Origin of the sequence: Sphingobacterium olei, from assembly GCF_005048855.1 — a bacterium.
GTDB lineage: Bacteria > Bacteroidota > Bacteroidia > Sphingobacteriales > Sphingobacteriaceae > Sphingobacterium > Sphingobacterium olei.
The window spans coordinates 1-21,618 of record NZ_SUME01000006.1; the positions used below are offsets into that span (position 1 = coordinate 1).

Genomic DNA, 21,618 nt, shown 5'->3' on the forward strand with positions numbered 1-21,618 from the left:
TGAGCCAAGGCAAACTGACCCCGAGGAAAATCGGTGGTCGCCCCTGCTATTATCTGGCAGATCTCGACGAGATGATCAAAGAAAGTAAGCGAAGGGGGAGGCTTTAAAGCTTCGACAGTTGTTCGGGGATTATTCGGGAGTTGTTCGACACGCCTTCGGGTGCTGTTCGACTCGTCTTCGAGACCGCTTCGAGACTCCTTCGGCAGTTCTTCGGCTGCGCTTCGACTGTTGTTCGACTCGTAGCCGAAGAGCAGTCGAACACATGTCGAACACGAGTCGAAGCAGAGGCGAACAAGATACCTGTCTGTCCCGAATAAGTGGTAGATATCTGGCGGATTTACCCACAAAATGGGACAATGTGTTCCGAATCGTACCATGTTGTCCCGCTTTGTCCCATTCTTTCATTTCAGGTGCGGTACACCGTAGTTTAGCCCTTGATATCAGCGATAAGCCTTGCATGCAAGCAACAGGTTTAACAAATTAACAACAGTCAAAATGGCTAGATTTTTAAAAGGAATCAACGGCGCCTATTCAGGTAAGGTAGGCAACGTAATCGGAAGCAGCTGGAGAAATGTAGACTATGTACGCTCCCTTTCGAAAAGAAGTAACAAACCCGCGTCGGCGGATCAACTGGCACAGCGTGCGAAATTTGCACTTGGCGTAAGTTTTCTGTCACCGATCAAGGATCTGCTCAATCTGGGCTATTCGGATGCCCTACAGGGCCGCTCAACCGGATACAATAAAGCGCTGCAGCATCTGCTGGCGAATGGTATCATGGGCGATTATCCAAACCAGACATTGGATTATGAAGCGGTGGTAATCGCTAAAGGCGGACTATCGAACCTGATGGGGGTGAGCTGGCAGGAGACCGCACCGCGGGAAATATCCCTAAGCTGGACGACAGAAACAAACCGTTTCAACGCATTTTCGGACGATGTGGTGATCCTCTTAATGTACAACAAGGAAAAGTCCTTCTTCAGTATCCTGGAATCGGGTACACGTGCAGACGGTTCGCTGGATCTGACCTTTCCGGAAGTGTATGCAGGGGATAATGTCGTGGGATGGGTATTCACAGGAAATCGAGATGGCGTGAAAACATCCGGTAGCTACTACCTAGGCGAAATCACTGTCAGTTAAGTGACTGGTGATTGGTGACTAGTGACTAGGGGTTAGGTGGAAGGAGTTAGAGACTAGATCGTCCTAACTCCTAAAATCTAACTCCTAATGTCTAATATCTCACATCTAAAGTCTCACATCTCACATCTCAAATCTAATATCTAATATCTTATGTCTAACACACATACACTCTATCTCCGACGGAAATACGGAGAGAAGGGCACAAACGGAAACATCACCTTTAAGGGGGAACACATATGCCATACCATTGAACTACCGGATCGGGATAACCTGCGACGGTTGAGCTGTATCCCGGAGGGGCGGTACAAACTGGAGAAAAGGACGTACCCGAAGAACGGGGAGCAGATCGGTATCCCCAACGTACTGGGGCGCGAAGCAATTTTGATCCATGCCGCTAATAATGCCGAGCGTGATCTGCGTGGCTGCATCGCCCCGGTTACGACGCTCACTGGGGAAGGTACAGGCGACGACAGCCGTAAGGCTTTGGATAAGCTGAAAGCACTGGTGTACAGCCTGTGGGATATGGAAGCAGAAGTGTTTTTAGTGATTAGGGGGTAAGAATTGAGAATTAGGAATTACGAATTGAGAATTAGGGGGGATTAGTGATTGGTTACTGGTGACTGGTGATTGGGAGCTAGTGACTAGAACTGTTATTCTCGTCTTTGCGAGGAGCGTAGCGACGCGGCAATCTTTTGTCTTTTGCAAATAAGATCGCGTCACCCTCGTGCCTCAGGTTCGCGATGACGTTTTAACGGTCATACATCTCAAATCTAATGTCTCAAATCTAATATCTCATGTCTCACATCTAAATGAAAAACATTATAAACAAAATCAGCCGGGCGGTACAGGTGGTACTGCTGGCTCCAATCAAATTGCCGGGAAAGGCATTGAATATTTTAAAATACATTGCTGTTGGGCTGGGTGTTATCGAATCGGTACTGGATAACGGGAAGCAGGGATCGGGAATCGGGGATCGGGAATCAGAAATCGGGGAGCAGGAAATGGGAATCGGGGATCGGGAGGATGGTGAAGAAAGCAAGGTCATCATCGGTTGTATTGATGACGACGAACAAGCGGAGGGTAATGGAGAAAGAAAGGAGGGGAGCGATGAGGCCACTGAATAATGTGCAGGCAGGTACACTTGGTGGTACGCTGTGCTCCATCTGGAATAGCTTCGATTGGTCTAACATGCTCCATACCGCGCTGATGGCCGCGATCGGTGCTGCGGTCAGTTACTTAGTGAGTCGGCTCTTGGAAGGCAAGCGACGACGGCGGCGGTATTAAAACAAACTCCCGGGGCTTTGCGCCTCGGGAGTTTTATACATTTTCTATTATCAACCTTAATTTACTTTACTTCGATATAATCATCCGATTGGATGATGTCGTCGTTAATTTCTATCGTTAGGCGTGCTTTCCCTTTTTGAAATCCGGAAGGAATTAGAAACTTAAAGCCATCGGCCGTTTTGTTAACGACATTGATATAATGTCCGCCAAGGGTGTAGGAAGAACCTGTATTTAAACCTCGTCCCGTAACGGTAATAACATCTCCTGGGTATGCTACCAACGGGCTAACACTATTTATCATACTTTTCTCAACGAATACGGTAAATGGGCTTGTTGAGAAATGGCTATCCCAACTTTCGTGACGATAGCTTATCTTAACTTCGTTTTTTCCACTTTTGAGATTGGGTACTTCAAAACTGATTTCGCCATTTTGTGCGATGATATTATAGATAGTGTGGCCTGCTATATGAACTTCATAGATCTTGCCATTAATAAAACTACCTTTTATCTGTATTGTGTTGCCCACGTGAGCATTAACTTGACTCGGGCCGCTCAACTTGAGCTCCTTAACTTCTATTTTTTCGGTACTGACAATTCCATTGTAAAAAGGGCTAATAATTTCCACAGCGTGATGACCATCAGCTACTTGGGGAACTATTATATCTAGGTTATATGGAAACGGATTTATTGGTTGTGTAAGCGGAGCACCACCGACTTTAAAGCTGGTGCTACCATAATTGAAAAACTTAGCGAATTCTAAACCTTGTAACCGTAGTTGGCTACCTGGATGTACAACTTTTTCATTGAATCGTATGTCATTCTTATTAGGGATAATTAGCCGGATCGGTTCGGGAAAAATGATCTCATCCCTGCCGTTGGAATATCCGATCTTTAAGTTGTTGCCCTTGAGACCCTCTATACTCGTTAACCGAAGCGGATTTTGGTACCTGATTTTTTGATCCCCGATGATAAGCATAAGATCGGCCGGGATTTCGTACATACTAGGTAGGTTGTTGCCCTTTAACGGGATGGCATCAGATAAATATAACTGCGATATTTCTGGTGGATTGATAGAGGCTAATACTTTTACACGGCAAAGTGCGATCGTGCTGAATTCATTACCACCTTCTGTTGTACGCTTAGATAGATTGAAATTCAATATAGAACCATGTGGGATGTTTGTCTTTGGGACTACAAAAGACAGCGATTTTTTATCACTGCTCAATGTGAAAGGTGTCGTGGTGTTTGTATTCCAATCCGTAATGATGAACTTTTCGTCGATCCCTTCAAAATTACCTGTAATCGTAATCGTTTCTCCAGTCGTGGCGCTTAGATCATTTTGTGGATTAACTTGTACATTGTTCCACTTAAAGCTAACTAGCCCACTTCGGTAAAAGCTTTTTTCGGTCTGAACATAAAAGGAAACCATATAATTTTTGCCAATTTCGAACGGTACGGAGCGCGTGTAGTTGTAGCTGATCTTTCCGATCTCAACTTTACCACCAATGGACACCTGCTCTTCTTTCACATTCGGAAACATTCCGGAGTACAAAATAATTCCATGTTCTTTAACTATCTCGTTATTTAACGATGTTATTCGGCAGGAGAGGCGCGCAGATTTCGCATCCAAGTGTTCGAGAATGGCTGCTTCGAGCACGATAGGCTTAGTTTCTTCTGCTTGCATGATATTTTCGACCTTGCGACACGAGGACAAGAGCACGCATATAGATGGGATGATATATAGTAAAATTCTCATTAAAAAATTTCTAAATAGACTGGTGATATAATTAATTCGTTGTTGCTTAGTATGGAAAGTCGGGTGGTGCCACGCGGAATGTTGAAGGGGATGGCAAACCTTACTTCATCCGCACTTATAGCATAGGGAATGATCTCTCTGTCGCCAATATAATAGCGTTGTGCGTGTTTAATACCCTTTCCGGTTAACGTGATTATTTCTCCGGTTGTACCTCGTATAGGCGAGACGCCATCAAAGGTGATCGGTAGCACGTCGATGATTTGGATTTTATCAGCATACCGCGTTTGATTACCACCGATATTGTAGCCAATTTTCCAGCTCGTACGGCCCCCCAAAATAAAAGGAATCTCAACGGTAATCTCGTTGTTACTTGCTATGGCCCCCATCCGATAGTGTGGCATTTCTAACGGTTGTATGCCGTATTCCACACCGTCGATAAAAGTTCCTTTGAACGTGATCTTATCTCCATAATGGAGCTTTTGGTTTGGAAGTACATGCCAATCGAATTCTTCTACTTCTAAAGAATATGGACTTTCTATTTCGCCCAGTCTATGGCTTAGTCCGATCTGGTAATTGCCGTTTGGAATATCGTCGATTCGGAATGAGGTAGGGTTACCCTGATTGTCGTCATAATATAATGCGTCATAAGGACCAATTTTTAGGATGGGCATGCCCGCGTTGATGAAATAATTAAACATCATATCGCGCTGTACAAGATGCAGTTGTGAAAAAGGGTGTGCTTTGCGCTGCCGAAGCTGTAACATCTCTGCTGGCGGAAGTAAAATAGTGACCGGATCCGGAAAGATGACAGAGTCACGGCCGTTGACGTATCCAATACGGAAGCTCGACCCTTCGAAATCACCAATATCTGAGATCTTAATTTCAGATCGATAAGGAACAACTTGATCACCGATAATTAAACGCAGACTGCCATCGTGATTGTAAATTTCATTATTGTTGATGCCGGTGAAAACTAAGCTCTCATAGTAGTAGTAACTCTTTCGTACAGGGGGCGATACTTTTCCTAAGAGCTTGATTCGTACGAGATTTTGACTAAAAAATCTGCTGCTCTCATAATGGACAAGTACGGCCTGAATATACTTATTGTGGGCGGTGTAATTGGCCGGTAGTGTAAAAGACAATGTGGTACGGCCATCATTCAGTTTGATCGGTAATTGCCGCGCATTGATATCGAGTATTTGTACCTTGTAACTCTCATCAAGCATGCTAAAATCTCCGCTTAATGTTACCGTCTCACCTGAGCTGTAAGGTAATGTTTCTACAATAGTTTTTAAGCCAGAATACGAAAACGAGTTCGTATAGCTTTTATAGTACCCCCTATTGGTTTTGATGTAAAAATAATACTCGTAATATAGCCCAAGTTCTAGTTTTTCTTTGGGTTTATAATCGTATGTTAAAAGACCGATCGATGGGCTCTTACCGAGGCTGATTAATTGTTCCTGATGATTGTAACCCGACTTTTTGAACGAAAAGCCATAATCTACAATTTCCTCATCGTTAAGGTATTGGATGGTGACTTCCAGTTTAATCTGCTCTGAATTGATTACGTTGATCCCTTCAACAAAAAAGCTAATAGGAGTAACGTCTACGGTCGTCACAATGGTTTCTTCTTTACAGCCCTGAAAGATAGTGAGTAGGAATAGGCAGATTCCTATCGATGGTAACGGAAACCAAGATCTTATATATCGGAAAAAAATATTCATATATTCTAGGGGTTGACAACTTCAAATACATCATCTACTTGCATCCAATGCGCAAATACTTGTGCACTAATTTTATACTTACCGGGTTGAGCATACCGTGGAACTTCAATTTGCACCTCATCTCCTGATGGATTCATTCGATAAGCAAATACAAAGGTGTCTCCAAAAAATACTGTTGCGAAAGCAAGGGATTTACCTTTTAAGGTAACCATAGATCCAGGTTGTCCCTTCTTGGGAGAAAAACCTGTATACTGAGCGAGAGCCACGTCGATGCTTAACGCGGTAGGTACAATATGCTGTTCACCGTACTCGTTGTTGAAGTAGCCGATAGACAATTTATGCTTACCAGCGCTTAATTTTGGGATAGTAAAACGTAGCTGTCCGTCTGTTGCTGCTATCCCATATTCTATGTTTTCTTCAAAAATAACATTGTAAAACTTTCCATTGATAAAATTACCATAGATGGTAACTTCACTTCCCATTGCAGTATTTTGTTGATCTATGCGGGTGGCTACTAATTTTTCTACGCGGAGTGTAGTTTGACTGCTTATGGTGTAGCTGTTGCTGATGATGGTGATCGGATATTCACCTTCGGCCATATTTCCTATGGAAAAACTCATAATGCCTTGGTTGTTACTGCGTACTTGTACGGCCTGCGAGCCAAATTGGTAGCTTACCTCGCCAAAGATATTGTTGAAGCCTATATTCTTGAGGTGTGCTGAGCTGTGCGGATGTATCCGGTTTTCTATGAATCCGATATTCGTCGGATCTGGCCGTAGGATCTGTAATTTATGCGGAAAGATAACCGTATCTCTGCCATTGTAGTACCCTAGGCGATAACTGTCTCCTTCTGATGCGTTGATGTAATCACGGATAGAAATATAGGATTCGTACCGTGCCATTCTATTGCCTATTATTACTTGAAAATAAGGGTAGGTAGGGCTGTCGGAACTTGGTTGTAGCTGTAAAGACTCTATCCAGGATAATGTGTAATTTGAGGGTGGGTTTAACTTTCCGAGGATGTCGACTTCTATTAAATAATGCTTATGGGGATAGCTTCCATTGTTTGTTATTGGCGTCAAATATAATGCAACCTTATTGGCGCTAATGCCAAGAGGTAAAGTCAGTTGTAGGCTCGAGTTATTATCCGTGATATCAAAAGGAACAGTTACACTTGTATTGGTATTGATGTCTATAACTAAGTTATATTTACCTTTAATATCTTCAAAACTGCCTTTTAAGGTGATTTTCTCTCCACCATATACCTTGAATTCTTGGTTTGGATGTATAGAGAACGGATTAGCGTAGTCTTTGCTGTAATTCAGTATATTGCCTCGAGTGGTATCTTGTTCTGTTCGAAGGTAGTATGTATAGCTGATGCCCCTATCGGCCGCAACTTTCCACTCGCCGGTAAGGGGAAAGCGTATCTTTCCAGGTTGTGCGTCTTTGCCGAGGGAGAAATTGTGCACGCCTCTTTTTCCACTAGCATCGTAGTATTCGACATCGAAGCCATGATCAACAACTTTTGCTTGCGCATTGAGATAGGTTACAGCTGCAGTTAATACAACTTGTTCTGAATTGATAATTTCGACGGCTAGCGTTTCTACTTGCGTTGGCTTTTCATCTTTATAGGGTATAATTTCTTCTTGTTTGCAACTATATTGAAAAAGAGATACAGTTACAAGACATAGAACAAGTACTATTTTGTTCATAAAATTAAGCTAATAAGTTTGTGCCGTAAATATAAATAATTTATAGATATTTCGTTCTTTTTATTTTGAAATTGTTCTGATCGGTGCTGCGGTTGGTTACTTGGTGAGTCGGCTGTTGGAAGGCAAACGACGATGGCAATCCTAGAGGGGCTCGTAATTAGTGACGAGTGATTGGTGACTAGGAGTTAGAAGACTAGGGAGCAGAACTGTTATTCTCGTCTTTGCGAGGAGCATCGCGACGCGGCAATCTTAGAGGGGTGCTCCATCTGGAATAGCTTCGATTGGTCTAACATGCTCCATACCGCGCTGATGGCCGCGATCGGTGCTGCGGTCAGTTACTTAGTAAGTCGGCTGTTGGAAGGCAAGCGACGGCGGCGGCGGTATATATTAAACTCTATTTACTGCTTGGTAATCCGCTCACTGGATTTCACCGTCCTGAACAGGGTTTAGGCCGCTAAGCCTGCTAAATCCCAAACCGTCTGCTCTCTTTATAAACCACCATGTCGTTCTTACTGGATCGGTTCAAGAAGTTTCAGGAGCTCGGTAACAACGGCTTCTTCGTCTGGAGGGTTGGGAGCCAAGGCCGCAATGTCATCACGCTGTACAGGGCCGTATGAGCCTGTTAAGGTAATGCCTTGATTTCGCATATTGTTCGTGACCTTGAGCACATGTATTTCGTAACGCCAGTCTGCTTTTGTCTGATCTTGGTAACGGATGGCAAATACATTTTGATAGGGAGCCTTGCCCAATCGTTCGTCCTGTATTTCAATAAATCCGTGGGATTGTTCTAAAATTTCTTTTTTACTATCCGTACCTAGCCCCGAAGAACAGCTTAGCACGCGATGTGCGGTTACTTGATCATTATTCTGATTCCAGTCCCAGTTAAGGGTATAATAATAGGTATACACCGGGATAGGGTAACTGCCGACATCGGTAAATGATTCGCTGCTCAAACTATAATCCTGCATGAGGGATTCAATTAATCCATTGCCCTCAGTACCTTGCGTAATATGTTTTAAACGAGATCCCTGACCAGTAACAATATCCTCGTCAGTGCCCTGATCTTTTCCGCAGGAAATGAATAATAATAAATAACCGGTGGTGATAAATGCAAGAATAATTCGGAATACCATATGTTGCTTTTCCAGCAAGATCGTTATTTGGGGATTCATTTCCATGATAAAAAATGAAAATACTGGTTTTCGTGGATATAATATTCCCTCGCATACCTATGGTATGGAGACACTTATCAGTTTGTAGCCATCGTCGGTTCGTAAAAAATCAAAGTGGTCCTGTTGTAAGTCTGTTTCGGTGTTATACGAGATTACGATCTGTTTTATGGGATACCTCCAAACTAAGGCTTCTCCACAGTTATTATAGAATTTGGTAAAAAAATCCCATTCATAAATGTAGGGGTTAAGCCCGTCGGTGAAAATATGATAATCAGTTTTGTCATCCTTCAGGGACATTAATTTCGATTGGATGAGATCAAAGTTGCGGTCTATAAAACTTAGTTTATTTTCTGCCACCCATCCAACATCCTCTTTCCAAAAGCTGATCGAATCATGTGCACTATTCTGCAAGTTTTCTTTTGTAAAGTTAGCCAGTAGATCCTTGTTCAACCAAGCTTTAAATTCGCTGTCAAAGTCGACGAAGGAGTAATATTTGCCGTTGGTGGCTTTAAAGCTTTTTCGTATCGGATCGTTACTTGCTTTGTCCGATATTGCTAAGGAATAGAAATTTAAGTCATCGTCGCGTTTGAAATTTTCAATCAGTATATGGCCGTTCGTATCGATCAAAAATTCCTTGCCGCCTTCCCAACTGTAATGCTCACCGCCTGGGTAATATTTTTTCTCGGCGCCCTTTAAGGCCATTAGCATGCCATTTCTCGCCTGTGTTAAATCATTATATTCGGCAGGAATAATCACGTCTCCGTTTTTATTTAATAAGCCTACTTTGTCCGTTTTATGATTTTTGAAACGGATAAAGCCCTCATGCTCACAATCTGGGGTATTGTCGAAAAAATATAGACTATCTCTACCAAATTGTTTTCCGGTTTTGGTCAAATAATAACTTGACCACTTATTATCTACTTCTTCGGTGACGGCTGTGATATGATCCAATACATAAAGGTATGATACGCCCACAAATTTAGGCTCGACCATGATATTGCCGGCGGCATCCTTAAAACCAAATTGAGTACTATCCGCATTCCAATACGTATACCACCGGCTCGTATCGGAAGATTCCTTGCTGTCCATAAGCTCCTGACGTCCATCAGTAGATCTGGGGTTGCTGCAGCTCAGCCAGGCTGTCGGTAAAATAGCCAGTAAGAATAGGTGTATGGATTTCTTTAAGAATGTACACATGTATATATCAGTTATGCCTAACCAAATCTACCTAATTTAATACTGAAAAGAAACAATGCAGCAAGGGATTTAACGGCAGTAGCTTCTCATAAAGATTCCGTTTTATAAAGACATAACACAAAAATATGTACGACTTTCTGTGGTATACTACATTTTTATGTACGACTTTTTGTATACTCACTACACTTTTATGTACGACTTTTTGTGGTAGTGCTACACTTTTATGTAGGAGTTTTGAATTTTATGCTCCAAATGCTCCATATACGCTTTGCGGTAATTGGAAATTCGCTCTTCCGTTGCATCTTTTTCGACATCGTGAAAATGAAATCCAGCTATGCGATCCATGCCTGTAAATTGGTTCATCTTATGGAAGCCAAACAATACGCCATCGTCGACCGACTGCTGTTCGAAGAATTCGCCGGGTAAGGTAAATGCGGTATCCGGAGCATTCCACGACGTGGTAACCATATAGTGTTTGCCCTGCATCAAGCCGCCTTTACCGTAGTTGATTGCCGGATTTTTGCGACTTCTACCGTCGCTGGCATACATGCCGTTCTGATGCCCCGCCGTAAATACCTCGTCGATATATTTCTTGAGTCCGTAGGGAACCTGAAACCACCAGATCGGCATATGATAGATAATGACGTCGGCCCATTTGTAGTTTTCTACTTCTGCAACGGCATCATAGTCATCGTTGATGTTCGTGATGCGGTATGCAACCTGGTTTTTGTCAAGAACCGTTTGTGTCCATTCGGTAACGCTGTTGTTGAATTTGCCACCCGAGTGGGCGAAAGTTTGTCCGGCATTGATGATAAATATGTTCATGTCTCTATGTGTTTTATTATTGTTTATGCAAATATCCTGTATATTTGTCTATATTTAAAATAACTTAAATTGTATATTTGTATCATAATAATTATAGTTATGCGATGGAATCTAGAATGGCTACGTACCTTTAAGGCCATATACGACACAGGAACATTATCCGCTGCTGCGCAGGAGTTGTTTATTTCCCAACCGGGGGTAAGCCTTCATTTGGGTTCGCTCGAAGCTTTCACGGGAGATAAGTTATTTGATCGCTCGGCGCGCCGCATGGTGCCCACCGAGAAGGGAAAGATGTTGTACAACTGTATATTGGAGCCGCTGAAAAAGTTGGAAGCGGCAGAACAGCACTTTCATAAGCGCACACAGCCTGCCCGCGCCACCATTAGTGTGGGGATGTGTTTCGAAACATTCCAATATACATTGGAAGAACATATCAACGAGCTGCCCTTTAACCTGATCATCAAATTTGGGGAATACCCACAAATGCAACAGGATCTGGATAATGGGTTGCTCGATCTGATCGTGACACCGCAAAAGGGAAGTCAGCAAAATCTGGAATACCGGCCATTTACGAAAGAACGTATCGTGCTGATTGCAGGTAGCAATACCGATACGCAGGAGATTGAACGGCTCCTGGGGGAAAATGATCTGAAGCAGGTGGTGCAATTGCTGAAACAGGAACTGTGGTATAGCACGGCTGCGGATATGGAGCACTTGAAAAATTTTTGGATCAAGAATTTTGGACAACATCCGGATTTTAGTCCCAATTATATCGTGCCCAATATCAGCTCCATTATACGTTGCCTGAGTGACTGTGTGGGATTTTCCGTGGTGCCTGATTTCCTTTGCTGCGAAGCCATTGCTGCAGGTAAGGTAAAACTGCTGTGGGAAGGCAACACGCCGCTGGAGAATACCTTATATTTTGGCACACGCAAAAAGACCATGTATCAGCCAGAGATAGAACGTTTAGAGCAGCTCTTCCAAAAAAAATGGGAGTGGATGGCAGACGCGCACCAACCGAGTGCGGCGAGCTAGATAAACTTCATCTCGGTGGCTTTATGGATCAGGGAGGCCGAATTGGCAACCTTGAATTTTTGCAGCAGGTTGCGGCGATGGCTTTCGACGGTTAGCGGGCTGATAAACATCAGTTCGCCTATTTTTGGGGTGGTATGCCCCTGCGCCATTAAAGCCAATACTTCGCGTTCCCGTTGGCTAACGGTGGGTATCTCGTCTTGCTTGTCCGTTAAGATAAAGGTCATCTCCTTGCTCAGTACCTGTTCGCCCCGCATCACGGCTTCTATCCCTTCGATCAGTTCATCAGCGGATACATTTTTGAGCAGGTACCCCATTGCACCGGCCTTTAACATCCGTAGGGCAATGCTCCCTTCGTTGAGGTTGCTGATCGCGATAACCTGCGTACCGGGATATTCTTTTTTGATGATTTCTGTCGCATCGATGCCATTCATATCGGGCATATTGATATCGACAAGGATGACATCTACCGTTTCGATGGCTAAGAAATCGAAGGCGTCTTTCGCATTGCTGAACGAACCGCGTAGCTCGATCGTCGACGTGTTTTTTAGGATGAATTCGAAACCATTGAGTACCAGTGGATGGTCATCGATTATTATTACAGAAATCATATTATTCCTTCTAACTTAAATTGAATATGAAATGCAGCGCCTTTTCCCGTTGCCGCATCAATCTCCAGGTGTCCATTTAAGATCTCTATCCGGTTACGGATGTTAGATAGTCCGATGCCTTCCTGTTTCATTTCTTCCCCATATGGATCAAATCCCTTGCCATTATCTTCTACGGAAATGTAAAAATATCCATCAGCCTCGGAGCACTGTACCCAGATCTGAGAGGCATCGCTATGCTTCAGGGCATTGGTAAGCAGTTCCTGCACGATACGATATACCGCAATCAGAAAAGACTGGCTGTAATCTGGGCGTAAATTAGACGCTTGAAAATCAATCTGTAAGTGGGGCAACGCCATCGCGTTGCACAGATCGCGTAGGGATGCTTCCAGCCCCATGTACAACAACGACTCGGGCATCATATTGCGGGCTATTCGCCGTAGTTCGTTGACCGAGTGGTCCATTTGGTTGATGATCGTATATAAATCCGTAGATGATGCGGTTTGTGGCTGCGTCTTCGATTCTCTGTTGGCAACAGCCGATAATCTGAGCTTCACGCTGGCAAGCATACCGCCTAGACCGTCGTGCAGATCGCGGGCAATACGGCTGCGCTCCCGTTCTTGTCCTTGCAACATGGCATTAAAGAGGTTGAGTTGCTCCTTTTGTGCCGCCAGTCGTTTTCTGTTTTTTAATGCTGTATACCACATGTAGCTGAGCATGCCGAGTACGATTGTGGTAAGCAGAAAAATACCGGCGACCATACGTGTGCGCTGGATCGCGAGCTGCTGTTGTTGATTGGCCGCTTTTACCCGTAGCAGCTCGTTTTCCTTTTCGGCGGTCTGGTATTTTTTCTCTAGCTCGAGCGTGATCGCGTCGCCCTTATCGGTTAGGATGGTATCCACGAGCTGTTTATACTGTTCATACCAGGTTGTAGCCTCTTCGTATTTACCCAATTGGGAGGCGGTATGGGCAAGATTGTAGTACACCATCTGCTTGTTCTTCAGCGAAGATTTTTCCTGTACATAGGGCAGTACTTCACGCAGCTTGGCCATGGCCCTTGCGGGCTGGTTACGTGTCTGAAAGGCCTCAAATTGGCTGAAAAGGATGGAGGCCACCATATCGTTATTGTGCTGCTCTTTCGCACCGGCCAGTGCTTTTTCAAAATGGAAGTTTGCCCGATCGAAATTTCGCTGCGTTTCCCAATAGCTTCCTGCTACGTTATGATAGATTGGGAGGTAAGAAGAAGTGGGTATGGATTTCGCCGTGTTGGCGGCGCTGTCGAGCAGGGTACGCGCATAGCTGTGCTGCTCGCTGAACAAGGCGTTGCGGGCGGCATTGACAAAAAGGGTAAGCCGTTGTTCATCGGCACCGGTTCTTCCTTTCAGCAGCGCCAGGGCATCTTGGTAGTAGGTGGTTGCTTTATCATACTCTTCCAGGTTCATGAGCGCCATTGCCACATTCTGGTAATTATTGCCCATGAGTGTCGAGTCTCCGATCTGTTTGGCCATGGGGATGACCTTCTCCAGGAGTACCTGCACATATTCGGAGGGGTTGCCTTCCCTTTGCAATAGCGCACCGTAGCTTCCCCAAAGGCGGGCACGGTACCGGGTGGCCGCTAGGCTATTTTTTTTGGGTATATCTTGGCGGAGAAAGCTGTCGGCCTGCATATACTGTTGCTTTGACTTTATGGGGTCGATATCGAAATGAATCGCTGCCCGATAGAAATGCAGTAGGCCTTGATAATAGTTTGTTTTGCTTTTATCGCCCAGCTGCTTTTCACTTTCAGCGACGTATTGCCGTGCTTTTGCCGCGTCGTAGTCTGACCAAAAGAAGCTCAGGTCCAATAGTGCTAACGCCTTTTCTTCCCGATCGTCGATGTGCTGCAGTTGCTGGTACAGGCTGTCGCCATAGTGCTTCAGCTCTTCTTTTGATTGGGCGAAGATCTGCGTTATGGAGAGTAGGTAAGCGAGAAGGGCTGCCAGTTTATACATTATTGCGTTTCTTGATTCATGCTCAAATTACAGATTAATCTGCAAACTAACAATCCGGCACCATACCCATGGTAACACCCGACGGACTCCAGATGGGTACCAAACGCATCTGACAGCCTCCGTCATTGTCGTTGTCATCGATGGTACGGCGCGTATCAAAAGTGAGTTCAAGCTCCGATCCCGCAGGAAATACGTCGGTGGCTTCTTTGAAAGTGACGCGCATATTCATTGCGGCAGTTTCTCTCCGCAGGCTGCCGTCGAATGTCATCTGTTGCTGGGCATTATTGATTTGGCCCGTTATCTTTTCGTCGACAATGCGAAAGAAATTGTCCGGATCTGTTGTCTCCATCCGGTAAGCGGCGCCGTCTAGCTTACCGCGGAGCTTGATATTCATTTCATCGTCGTTGCCAAAATCGGCCATAAATACGATGGAAACGGAGTCTGCCGTGGCTTCGATCAGTGCGATCCTACCTTCGCCATCCCAGGTATAGATAGGAGTCTCATTTTGGGAGAGAACACCTTTGGCTGTGCCTTTGTAGGGTTTGCCTCCAAATACCTCGTTGAAATTTTGGTTGGCATCCTCTCCGTCGTTATCCTTCGTACAGCCCGATAGCAGTAGAAGGTGTACTATTACAAGTGATAAATATATCGTTTTCATATCTCTTATTTTTGATTATAACTAGCGCCATATCATCTGACCGCCTGCGGTTTCAATCTTGTTTTTACCTTTTACGAAAACCGGGATCACACCGGGCGAGTTTGGCGCAATCGGATCCACGTTGTACTCCTTACCATCGTTGGGAATGATCTTTAGGGACCACATCCAGCCAAATGGGCCGGTTTGCCTGTACTCGGTGCCCACCAGTAGGTATTTTCCATCGGGCGAAAACTCCGGCACGGCTTCTTTAAAATTACTGGTGGTAACCTGTTTCAGGTTTGATCCATCCATGTCCATGGTGTACACATGGTTGGCAATACGCACAGCGAGTTGTGTACCTGCGGGATTGACAGCTACATCGCCCCAGTCTTCGTATTCCATTTCTTTTAACAATTTTCCCGAGGTATAGGGTGGATCTAGACGAATGATATAATTGTTGTGCACAATTAGCAGTGCATTGCCGGGCAGCCATAAGCGCTGGTCGTTGAAACCCAGCTCTTCTCCGTTGATGTCGTGGATGCGCCCGACAAACTCCCCATCTCGTTTTAATATGGTGATACCGTCTTCTTTGGTCTGCGAAAGCACGAGAATATGGCTGTTATCGTAAGATAGATATCCTTTGCTGTATCCATCCAGTCCCGGACTGTTGTAGACGAACTCCTCCACAATACTGCCATTGGAAATATCGCTAAGGGTAAAGCGGATGGGGTATTTTCCGACTGTTTGTTCATTCACCACAGTGAGTTTGTATTTCCCATCCCGGGAAACATCAAAATTATTGAGTTTAGAATCGTCGGGAATAAAAGCCGAACCCACCCCCTCGGGCAGACTCACTTTAAGGATTCCCTCGGTCGCCCAATCGTAATAGATGGTTCCTTTTACAGCGGATGGGTAGCCATTGTCGCCACCATCAGGGCTGCCATCATTATCTTTTGAGCAGGCGGATAGTAGCATAAGAAATACCACTACCAGTGATAAGTTTGTCTTTTTCATCGTTTCTGATTTTATGTGTTTGGTTACTTAGGGATGGCATACCGGAACACGGATTAAATCCACACCGCCGCTATAGAGGTTGAATACCGGTCGTGTCTCCCATACCACGTTGGTACATCCATTCGCATTCCCGGGTGCATCGCTTCCCGACCGATTCAACGTCATTTCGGTAGTGAGGATCGATTCAGCCGGTATGTTGCCGTCGGCGGCCAGATACTTAGTCCGCACGGTTAGGATGGCGCCATCATCAGCAAGATACCCGTCCCAGGTAAATTCCTTGTTTCCCGCAACAACCGTTCCTTCCATAGCGCCGTTTTCTTTGATGTAAAATGAGCCGCCAGCAAAGGTTGCGTTCCAATTTTTCCCTTGCTGTTTTCCGGGTATACCTAAGGTAAAGCCATCGCCGCCGGGTAGATTGACGAGTAGCGATACCGTGACGCTGTCGCCACGTATCTTATCTACACTTAAGGACGAGGTGCCGGATAGGGAAGGCAAGGGATCGATGCCCCCAACGTATAGGGTAGATTTGGCATCGCCCAGGTAAGCTTCGTCTTTCATTGAACTGATAAAATCATGTTGGTCTGCGTCATTAGCCGTGTCCTTGCCGCAGCTCAGATGCAAACATAGCGCGATCAGCAGTAGGCTTGCTCGAGATAAATGAATCAATAGTCTCTTCTTCATACGTGCATATTTATCTTTACTATAACAAAGTTAACCGATGTATGGTTGCTGGTCAATCCACGAAAACAGGGGTTTTTAAAGAGCAAACCACGGCGATCTCCGTTACGGCGTCCATACCATTAATCCTTTTTGTGGCTCTGCCGAGGTTTCGCCCTGAGGTATTACGGGTACAATATCTGTCCCATCCTGGTCTACTGCATACGTCTTGCCGTCAGCCGGAATTATTTTCATAAAACTCTGCTGGCTGGGTACACTTCCCGGAACACCAATGCTTCTTACATCGGTACCTACTACCAGGTATTTGCCATCTGGTGAGAAGCTCGCACTACTTTCTTCTTCGCTTCCTGAGGTGGCCATATAAAATCCCGAACCATCCGTATTCATCACGGCGATGTGTTTTTGGTACTTCATCGCAATCCGGGTTCCTTGGGCATTGACCGAAAAAGAGTGAAAGGCTTCGGTATCAAACTCAGCAACAATAGTGATGTCGTCAAATGGATATTTAGTCTTCAGGATATGCTGCTTCCATTTGATCAGCAACGAGTTGTCGGGTAGCCACGCGAAACTTTGATTTCGGGGGATCGGCTCACCGTTGATATCTTCTATATGTGCCATGACGGCTCCTGTTTGTGCGTTGAGGAAGACAAATCCTTCATCAAAGGAAGGAAAAATACAGATCATACTTTTATCGGGCGAGAGATCAGCCTCCTGAAAAATTGATCCGCCTTTTACTGGCCGATAGAAGAAGTCTTTAATGTGTTCACCCGTGCCCAGGTTCCGTATCGTAAAGTGGATATGGTCGGGTCGACCAGACGATCGACCGTCGGTCATTTCCAATATGGTGGTACCATCGCCGGTAATATGCCAGTTGTAGTGGTTTCCTGTATGCTTGATTATAGTTTTCTGTTTGATCGCGAGACTAACTTTCGAGAACCCTTCGTAATTTTCATAATAGATCGTCCCGACATGTGATCCTGAGGAAGAGTCTGGCGGGTTGTCATCTTTTGAACAGCTCGTGCCGAAAGTCAACGATAGACCGATCAATGCTATTAATACTATATTTCGATTTCCCATGTTTTTATAATTTACGTGCCGACTTAGTTTCCGTATCTGCATCAGTGCATTTACCCGTGAGCCAAATACAGGTAAGGTATGCATCGTGATATAACAAAGTTAACGGCCAGAAGATTGCAGGTCAATCCACGAAAACAGGGATTTTGTAGACTAAAATACTATTGTTTTGAGTTTTCTTCGCTTGTAAGAAGAGGTAGACTAAAGAAAAATGAGGAACCTTGATTAATTTTACTTTGTACCCATACCTTGCCAAAGTGTACTTTAATAATTTCAGCAGACAGATAAAGCCCTAATCCAAAACCTGAAACAAACTTTGCTTTGTTGTTTCCTACCCTAAAATAGCGGTCAAATAACCGTTTCTGATCCTCCAAGCTTATACCTACTCCATTGTCTTTTACGCAAACTTGCGCCATTCCGTCGTGCTCTTCCATTGAAATTTCAATAACTTTCTGTTGAGGAGAGTATTTGATCGCATTGCTTAAAAAGTTGTTTAAGACCTGTGCAATTTTATCACGGTCCGCATCGATGGTTAAGTCCGGTCCATGATTGAAGATGATCTCAATCGATTTATTGACCACGATAGTTTCTTCTATAACGTCGTCAATTAAACTGTTCATCTGAAAAGCTGTTCGATCGAGATGGATTTTTCCATTTTCAAAACTCGAAATTGTTAGAAAGCCATTGATCATGCTGTTCATCCGCTTCATGAGAAGACTAACCTTGGATAGATAAGATATAACGAGGGGCTCGTCTACCTTTTTTAGTCGCTGTGTAACTAATTGTATGTAAGCCTGAATAGTGGTAAGCGGAGATCTTAAGTCATGGCTCACCATTGCGATGAAGTCATTTTTTCGAAGTTCATCCTGTTTACGAGTGGTAATATCATTCAGAATTCCTGTAAAATACATCGGAATTTTTTCGCTGTTATACGAAATGTTTCCTATTATCCTAGCCCAACGCAGCTGTTTAGTATTAAACTTTAGAAAGGGAAATTCCAAATCACATTTGTCACCCCTGCTAATACTTTTTTCAATAATTTCAATCAGTTTTTCCCTGTACGCTTTGTCAATACATTCTACAAAGTCTTCATAATTAAGTGCCTGCTCCGCATGAAATCCGAATATCGCCTTAAAGTGAAATGAAGTCTGGAACTCCCGTGTTTTAGCATGAATGGAAAATGTGCCTAGTTCGGCAGAATCTATACTCATGCCAAGCATTTTGCTACTGATGTCCAATTCCAGCTGCGCTGTCTTCAGTGCGGTAATGTCATTAAAGGTGATAATGGCACCGCTATTCTTTTCATCCGACTGCCGAACATAGGGCATGGTCATCACTTGATACCATTTTCCATTATTGGTTTCAATTTCCTTGGAGATCACCTCGCCGTTGCTCAGGACATTTTTAACATCTTCAATAAGGGTTTCAAATTTTATATTGGTGGTGATGTTACTTAGTGGCCTGCCAATATCGGATTCTAACAAATTAATCTGTTTTACTGTACCTGGAGAAAATTTCATCAGGAGCAGATCATCATTTATAAATAACTGCCCATTGATATTACTCCGGAAATAATTATTTAGATCATCATTGATATTGAGCAACTCCTTGTTTTTTAATTGATACTCTGAATTAATGGTGTCTAATTCTTCGTTTACGGACTGCATCTCTTCATTGGTACTTTGCATTTCTTCATTGGCAGAAATCATTTCCTCATTAAATGACTGCACATTTTCATTGGAAGAATCCAGTTGTTCGTAAGCAGAGCTGAGTTTCTCTTTTATGTCCCGTAATTCCTGTTCCAGATTAACCGTATACTGATCACGAAAGATTATATCATCAAAAGCCATAATTTCTTCTGGCGAAGCTTCAACCTGATCCTGTGCTGTAAAGGTTACCATTAATAACTTCTGTTGGCCGGTTTTAGGTACTAGCGGACTTATTGCCAGATTTACGTTGACCAACGAACCAGCCATATGGATCTTTATGCCGTTTAAATGCGCCATTTCATTTGTCTTCAATACAGTATTACTCAGCGTACTGAACGCGATCGCTAATTTTCTAGGCAATAGCTCCTCCAAATTTGATGTAAAGTGCTTTGGTAGTAAATATTTGCTCGTATCTCCGTAAGACTTTACCACTTCCTTGTGTTCATCGACACATATTACTAAGTAATCCTTTTCATAAGCAAGTTTGGTATGCATTAGTTCGCCAAGCCATGAGAGCGAATCATTTACAACTCGTTCATTACTGATATAATGAGACCTGTTTCTAACCTCTATGGAATCTGGCATAGAAAAAGCATCAAAGCTGACAGTTTTCTTGGATTTGATATTCTTGTATAACTTATATTGTTTATTGGCTACCGCTAGATTCTCCATGATGGGCATGGGATTCTCACTTGAACCCAGAAACAAGTAACCATCCATTTTGAGTCCAAAAAGCAACATGCTAAAGATCTTTTTTTGCAATACAGGTGTCATATAAATCAGTAAATTACGACAACTGATAAAATGCATATTGCAATAGGGTGGATTTTTCACGAGATCATGTTGGGCAAAGATTGCCATTTTACGAATGCTGGGCTTAATTCTATAATGATGGCCTTCCTTTATAAAATACTTCTGCAATCTTTCGGCAGACATATCATTTGCGATATCCTGGGTATAAATACCCTTACCAGCATGAATCAAAGCAGTATTGTCAATATCGGTGGCAAATATTTTCACAACAATATGTTCCAGATCTCCTATCAATTGTTCGGCAATAAGGATGGCCAAAGAATACACCTCTTCTCCTGTGGCACAACCCGCTACCCAAATTTTTAGTTCTTCTTTGGGTGCGAGTTTTTTTAGCATACTGGGCACAATATTGTGCCCGATATAGTCAAAAGCTTCCTTGTCTCTAAAGAATGACGTCACACTGATCATGAATTCTTTGGATAGCGCTTCGATTTCCGTGGGGGAGATCTTTAAAAATTCAAGATACTTTTCTAGGCTGCTAAAATCATGGTAGGCTGCTCGCCGTTTTGTACGCCTCAATATCGTAGCGTGTTTATAATCGGAAAAATCAAGTGGGGACTGCTCACTGATTAATTCGACGATAGCTTTAAGACTTAAAGCTTCTTTATCGGTTTCAATTTGTAAACGCCCCTCAGATTCTACATAATCTTCAATCGCGCCCGGCATCGCAGCAGGTTCTAATATGAGATCTACCAATCCGGTAGCTATAGCACTGGATGGCATGCTGGGAAACTCAGACGTTTCGGGATTGCGGGCAATCACCATTCCACCTGCCTCTTTGATCGCCACGAGACCCGCAGAGCCATCTTTACCTAAACCCGAAAGAATAACACCTATTGCTTTACCACCCCAATCTGTTGCTAACGAATTAAAAAATATATTGATCGTTAGATGCGGTCCTTCTGCTCCTCCCTTGTCCGTTAGATGCAACCTATTCGCTTGAATAGTCATGTATTTATCGTGTGGAATAAGGTAAACTTTATTACACTCCACAAACTTACCCTCGGTAGCTTCTATTACGGATAGCTTACTATGTTTAGCCAACAATTCCACCATGCTACTTTTAAAGGAAGCGGAAAGGTGTTGGACAATGATGTAAGACACACCATCTAATGGCGTATGATCAAAAAATGAATTGAGTTCAACCAAGCCACCTGCGGACGCGCCAATCGCGATTATATGTTTTGGCTGATTCATAGCCCAATACAGTTAGAAGCTATTTTTTTCATGAGTTGGGGAATTAGAAGGTGGTTTT

General features: G+C 43.7%; 17 protein-coding genes. 4 read left to right on the top strand and 13 right to left on the bottom strand.

The window, feature by feature from the left end; translation table 11 throughout:
* Positions 1-495 precede the first annotated feature (495 nt).
* From FAZ15_RS14720 to FAZ15_RS14730, 3 genes are all read left to right on the top strand, one after another.
* Complete coding sequence (locus FAZ15_RS14720; RefSeq protein ID WP_136902095.1) at positions 496-1,137, top strand: DUF6266 family protein; 642 nt, start codon at positions 496-498, stop codon at positions 1,135-1,137.
* A gap of 150 nt (positions 1,138-1,287) precedes the next feature.
* Positions 1,288-1,695 (top strand): DUF5675 family protein, encoded by a 408-nt coding sequence (locus tag FAZ15_RS14725; RefSeq protein WP_136902096.1) that lies wholly within the window; start codon positions 1,288-1,290, stop codon positions 1,693-1,695.
* Positions 1,696-1,946: 251 nt separating this feature from the next.
* Complete coding sequence (locus FAZ15_RS14730) at positions 1,947-2,261, top strand: hypothetical protein (RefSeq protein ID WP_136902097.1); 315 nt, start codon at positions 1,947-1,949, stop codon at positions 2,259-2,261.
* A 221-nt stretch (positions 2,262-2,482) separates the two neighbouring features.
* Here the strand turns inward: FAZ15_RS14730 and FAZ15_RS14735 are convergent, their stop codons facing one another.
* The 6 genes from FAZ15_RS14735 to FAZ15_RS14760 all read right to left on the bottom strand — a co-directional run bounded on the left by FAZ15_RS14735 (position 2,483) and on the right by FAZ15_RS14760 (position 10,807).
* Positions 2,483-4,177 carry an IPT/TIG domain-containing protein gene (locus FAZ15_RS14735; protein WP_136820076.1) on the bottom strand — a complete coding sequence of 565 codons (1,695 nt, stop codon included), beginning with the start codon at positions 4,175-4,177 and terminating at the stop codon, positions 2,483-2,485.
* Positions 4,177-5,901, bottom strand: coding sequence for a hypothetical protein (locus FAZ15_RS14740; protein ID WP_136902098.1), 1,725 nt, complete (start codon positions 5,899-5,901; stop codon positions 4,177-4,179). Before FAZ15_RS14740 ends, FAZ15_RS14735 begins: the two co-directional genes overlap by 1 nt.
* Before the next feature lie 5 nt (positions 5,902-5,906).
* Positions 5,907-7,613: a hypothetical protein gene (locus FAZ15_RS14745; protein ID WP_136820078.1), complete on the bottom strand. Its 1,707-nt coding sequence runs from the start codon at positions 7,611-7,613 to the stop codon at positions 5,907-5,909.
* 509 nt (positions 7,614-8,122) lie between these two features.
* Positions 8,123-8,791, bottom strand: coding sequence for a hypothetical protein (locus tag FAZ15_RS14750; RefSeq protein WP_136902099.1), 669 nt, complete (start codon positions 8,789-8,791; stop codon positions 8,123-8,125).
* Positions 8,792-8,842: 51 nt separating this feature from the next.
* The gene (locus FAZ15_RS14755; RefSeq protein WP_136902100.1) at positions 8,843-9,982 is read right to left on the bottom strand and encodes a WG repeat-containing protein; all 1,140 of its coding nucleotides are present in this window, start codon (positions 9,980-9,982) and stop codon (positions 8,843-8,845) included.
* Between the two features lie 213 nt (positions 9,983-10,195).
* Positions 10,196-10,807, bottom strand: coding sequence for an NAD(P)H-dependent oxidoreductase (locus FAZ15_RS14760; protein WP_136902101.1), 612 nt, complete (start codon positions 10,805-10,807; stop codon positions 10,196-10,198).
* Between the two features lie 99 nt (positions 10,808-10,906).
* Between FAZ15_RS14760 and FAZ15_RS14765 the strand changes: the two genes are divergently transcribed.
* A complete protein-coding gene (locus FAZ15_RS14765; protein WP_136902102.1) occupies positions 10,907-11,842 on the top strand; it encodes a LysR family transcriptional regulator in 936 nt (311 codons plus the stop codon).
* On the opposite strand, the gene FAZ15_RS14770 is transcribed toward FAZ15_RS14765, so the two are convergent.
* The 7 genes from FAZ15_RS14770 to FAZ15_RS14800 all read right to left on the bottom strand — a co-directional run bounded on the left by FAZ15_RS14770 (position 11,839) and on the right by FAZ15_RS14800 (position 21,560).
* Positions 11,839-12,450, bottom strand: coding sequence for a response regulator transcription factor (locus FAZ15_RS14770; RefSeq protein WP_136902103.1), 612 nt, complete (start codon positions 12,448-12,450; stop codon positions 11,839-11,841). The genes FAZ15_RS14765 and FAZ15_RS14770 overlap by 4 nt on opposite strands.
* Positions 12,447-14,438 carry a tetratricopeptide repeat-containing sensor histidine kinase gene (locus tag FAZ15_RS14775; RefSeq protein ID WP_136902104.1) on the bottom strand — a complete coding sequence of 664 codons (1,992 nt, stop codon included), beginning with the start codon at positions 14,436-14,438 and terminating at the stop codon, positions 12,447-12,449. Before FAZ15_RS14775 ends, FAZ15_RS14770 begins: the two co-directional genes overlap by 4 nt.
* A 46-nt stretch (positions 14,439-14,484) precedes the next feature.
* Positions 14,485-15,096 (bottom strand): hypothetical protein, encoded by a 612-nt coding sequence (locus tag FAZ15_RS14780; RefSeq protein WP_136902105.1) that lies wholly within the window; start codon positions 15,094-15,096, stop codon positions 14,485-14,487.
* A gap of 21 nt (positions 15,097-15,117) precedes the next feature.
* Positions 15,118-16,089: a TolB family protein gene (locus FAZ15_RS14785; RefSeq protein ID WP_136902106.1), complete on the bottom strand. Its 972-nt coding sequence runs from the start codon at positions 16,087-16,089 to the stop codon at positions 15,118-15,120.
* Between the two features lie 27 nt (positions 16,090-16,116).
* Positions 16,117-16,770, bottom strand: coding sequence for a hypothetical protein (locus FAZ15_RS14790; protein ID WP_136902107.1), 654 nt, complete (start codon positions 16,768-16,770; stop codon positions 16,117-16,119).
* A gap of 102 nt (positions 16,771-16,872) precedes the next feature.
* Entirely contained in the window at positions 16,873-17,844 is a 972-nt protein-coding gene (locus FAZ15_RS14795) for a PD40 domain-containing protein (RefSeq protein ID WP_162304963.1), read from the bottom strand.
* A 158-nt stretch (positions 17,845-18,002) separates the two neighbouring features.
* Positions 18,003-21,560 carry a chemotaxis protein CheB gene (locus FAZ15_RS14800; RefSeq protein ID WP_136902109.1) on the bottom strand — a complete coding sequence of 1,186 codons (3,558 nt, stop codon included), beginning with the start codon at positions 21,558-21,560 and terminating at the stop codon, positions 18,003-18,005.
* Between the last annotated feature and the right edge of the window lie 58 nt (positions 21,561-21,618).

Excerpts from the sequence above, each read along its gene's own strand:
- FAZ15_RS14770 (WP_136902103.1), bottom strand. The coding sequence starts at position 12,450 with ATGATTTCTGTAATAATAATCGATGACCATCCACTGGTACTCAATGGT.
- FAZ15_RS14725 (WP_136902096.1), top strand. The coding sequence starts at position 1,288 with ATGTCTAACACACATACACTCTATCTCCGACGGAAATACGGAGAGAAG.
- FAZ15_RS14730 (WP_136902097.1), top strand. The coding sequence starts at position 1,947 with ATGAAAAACATTATAAACAAAATCAGCCGGGCGGTACAGGTGGTACTG.
- FAZ15_RS14745 (WP_136820078.1), bottom strand. The coding sequence starts at position 7,613 with ATGAACAAAATAGTACTTGTTCTATGTCTTGTAACTGTATCTCTTTTT.
- FAZ15_RS14755 (WP_136902100.1), bottom strand. The coding sequence starts at position 9,982 with ATGTGTACATTCTTAAAGAAATCCATACACCTATTCTTACTGGCTATT.
- FAZ15_RS14780 (WP_136902105.1), bottom strand. The coding sequence starts at position 15,096 with ATGAAAACGATATATTTATCACTTGTAATAGTACACCTTCTACTGCTA.
- FAZ15_RS14760 (WP_136902101.1), bottom strand. The coding sequence starts at position 10,807 with ATGAACATATTTATCATCAATGCCGGACAAACTTTCGCCCACTCGGGT.
- FAZ15_RS14790 (WP_136902107.1), bottom strand. The coding sequence starts at position 16,770 with ATGAAGAAGAGACTATTGATTCATTTATCTCGAGCAAGCCTACTGCTG.
- FAZ15_RS14735 (WP_136820076.1), bottom strand. The coding sequence starts at position 4,177 with ATGAGAATTTTACTATATATCATCCCATCTATATGCGTGCTCTTGTCC.
- FAZ15_RS14720 (WP_136902095.1), top strand. The coding sequence starts at position 496 with ATGGCTAGATTTTTAAAAGGAATCAACGGCGCCTATTCAGGTAAGGTA.
- FAZ15_RS14750 (WP_136902099.1), bottom strand. The coding sequence starts at position 8,791 with ATGGAAATGAATCCCCAAATAACGATCTTGCTGGAAAAGCAACATATG.
- FAZ15_RS14765 (WP_136902102.1), top strand. The coding sequence starts at position 10,907 with ATGCGATGGAATCTAGAATGGCTACGTACCTTTAAGGCCATATACGAC.
- FAZ15_RS14800 (WP_136902109.1), bottom strand. The coding sequence starts at position 21,560 with ATGAATCAGCCAAAACATATAATCGCGATTGGCGCGTCCGCAGGTGGC.
- FAZ15_RS14785 (WP_136902106.1), bottom strand. The coding sequence starts at position 16,089 with ATGAAAAAGACAAACTTATCACTGGTAGTGGTATTTCTTATGCTACTA.
- FAZ15_RS14795 (WP_162304963.1), bottom strand. The coding sequence starts at position 17,844 with ATGGGAAATCGAAATATAGTATTAATAGCATTGATCGGTCTATCGTTG.
- FAZ15_RS14740 (WP_136902098.1), bottom strand. The coding sequence starts at position 5,901 with ATGAATATTTTTTTCCGATATATAAGATCTTGGTTTCCGTTACCATCG.
- FAZ15_RS14775 (WP_136902104.1), bottom strand. The coding sequence starts at position 14,438 with ATGTATAAACTGGCAGCCCTTCTCGCTTACCTACTCTCCATAACGCAG.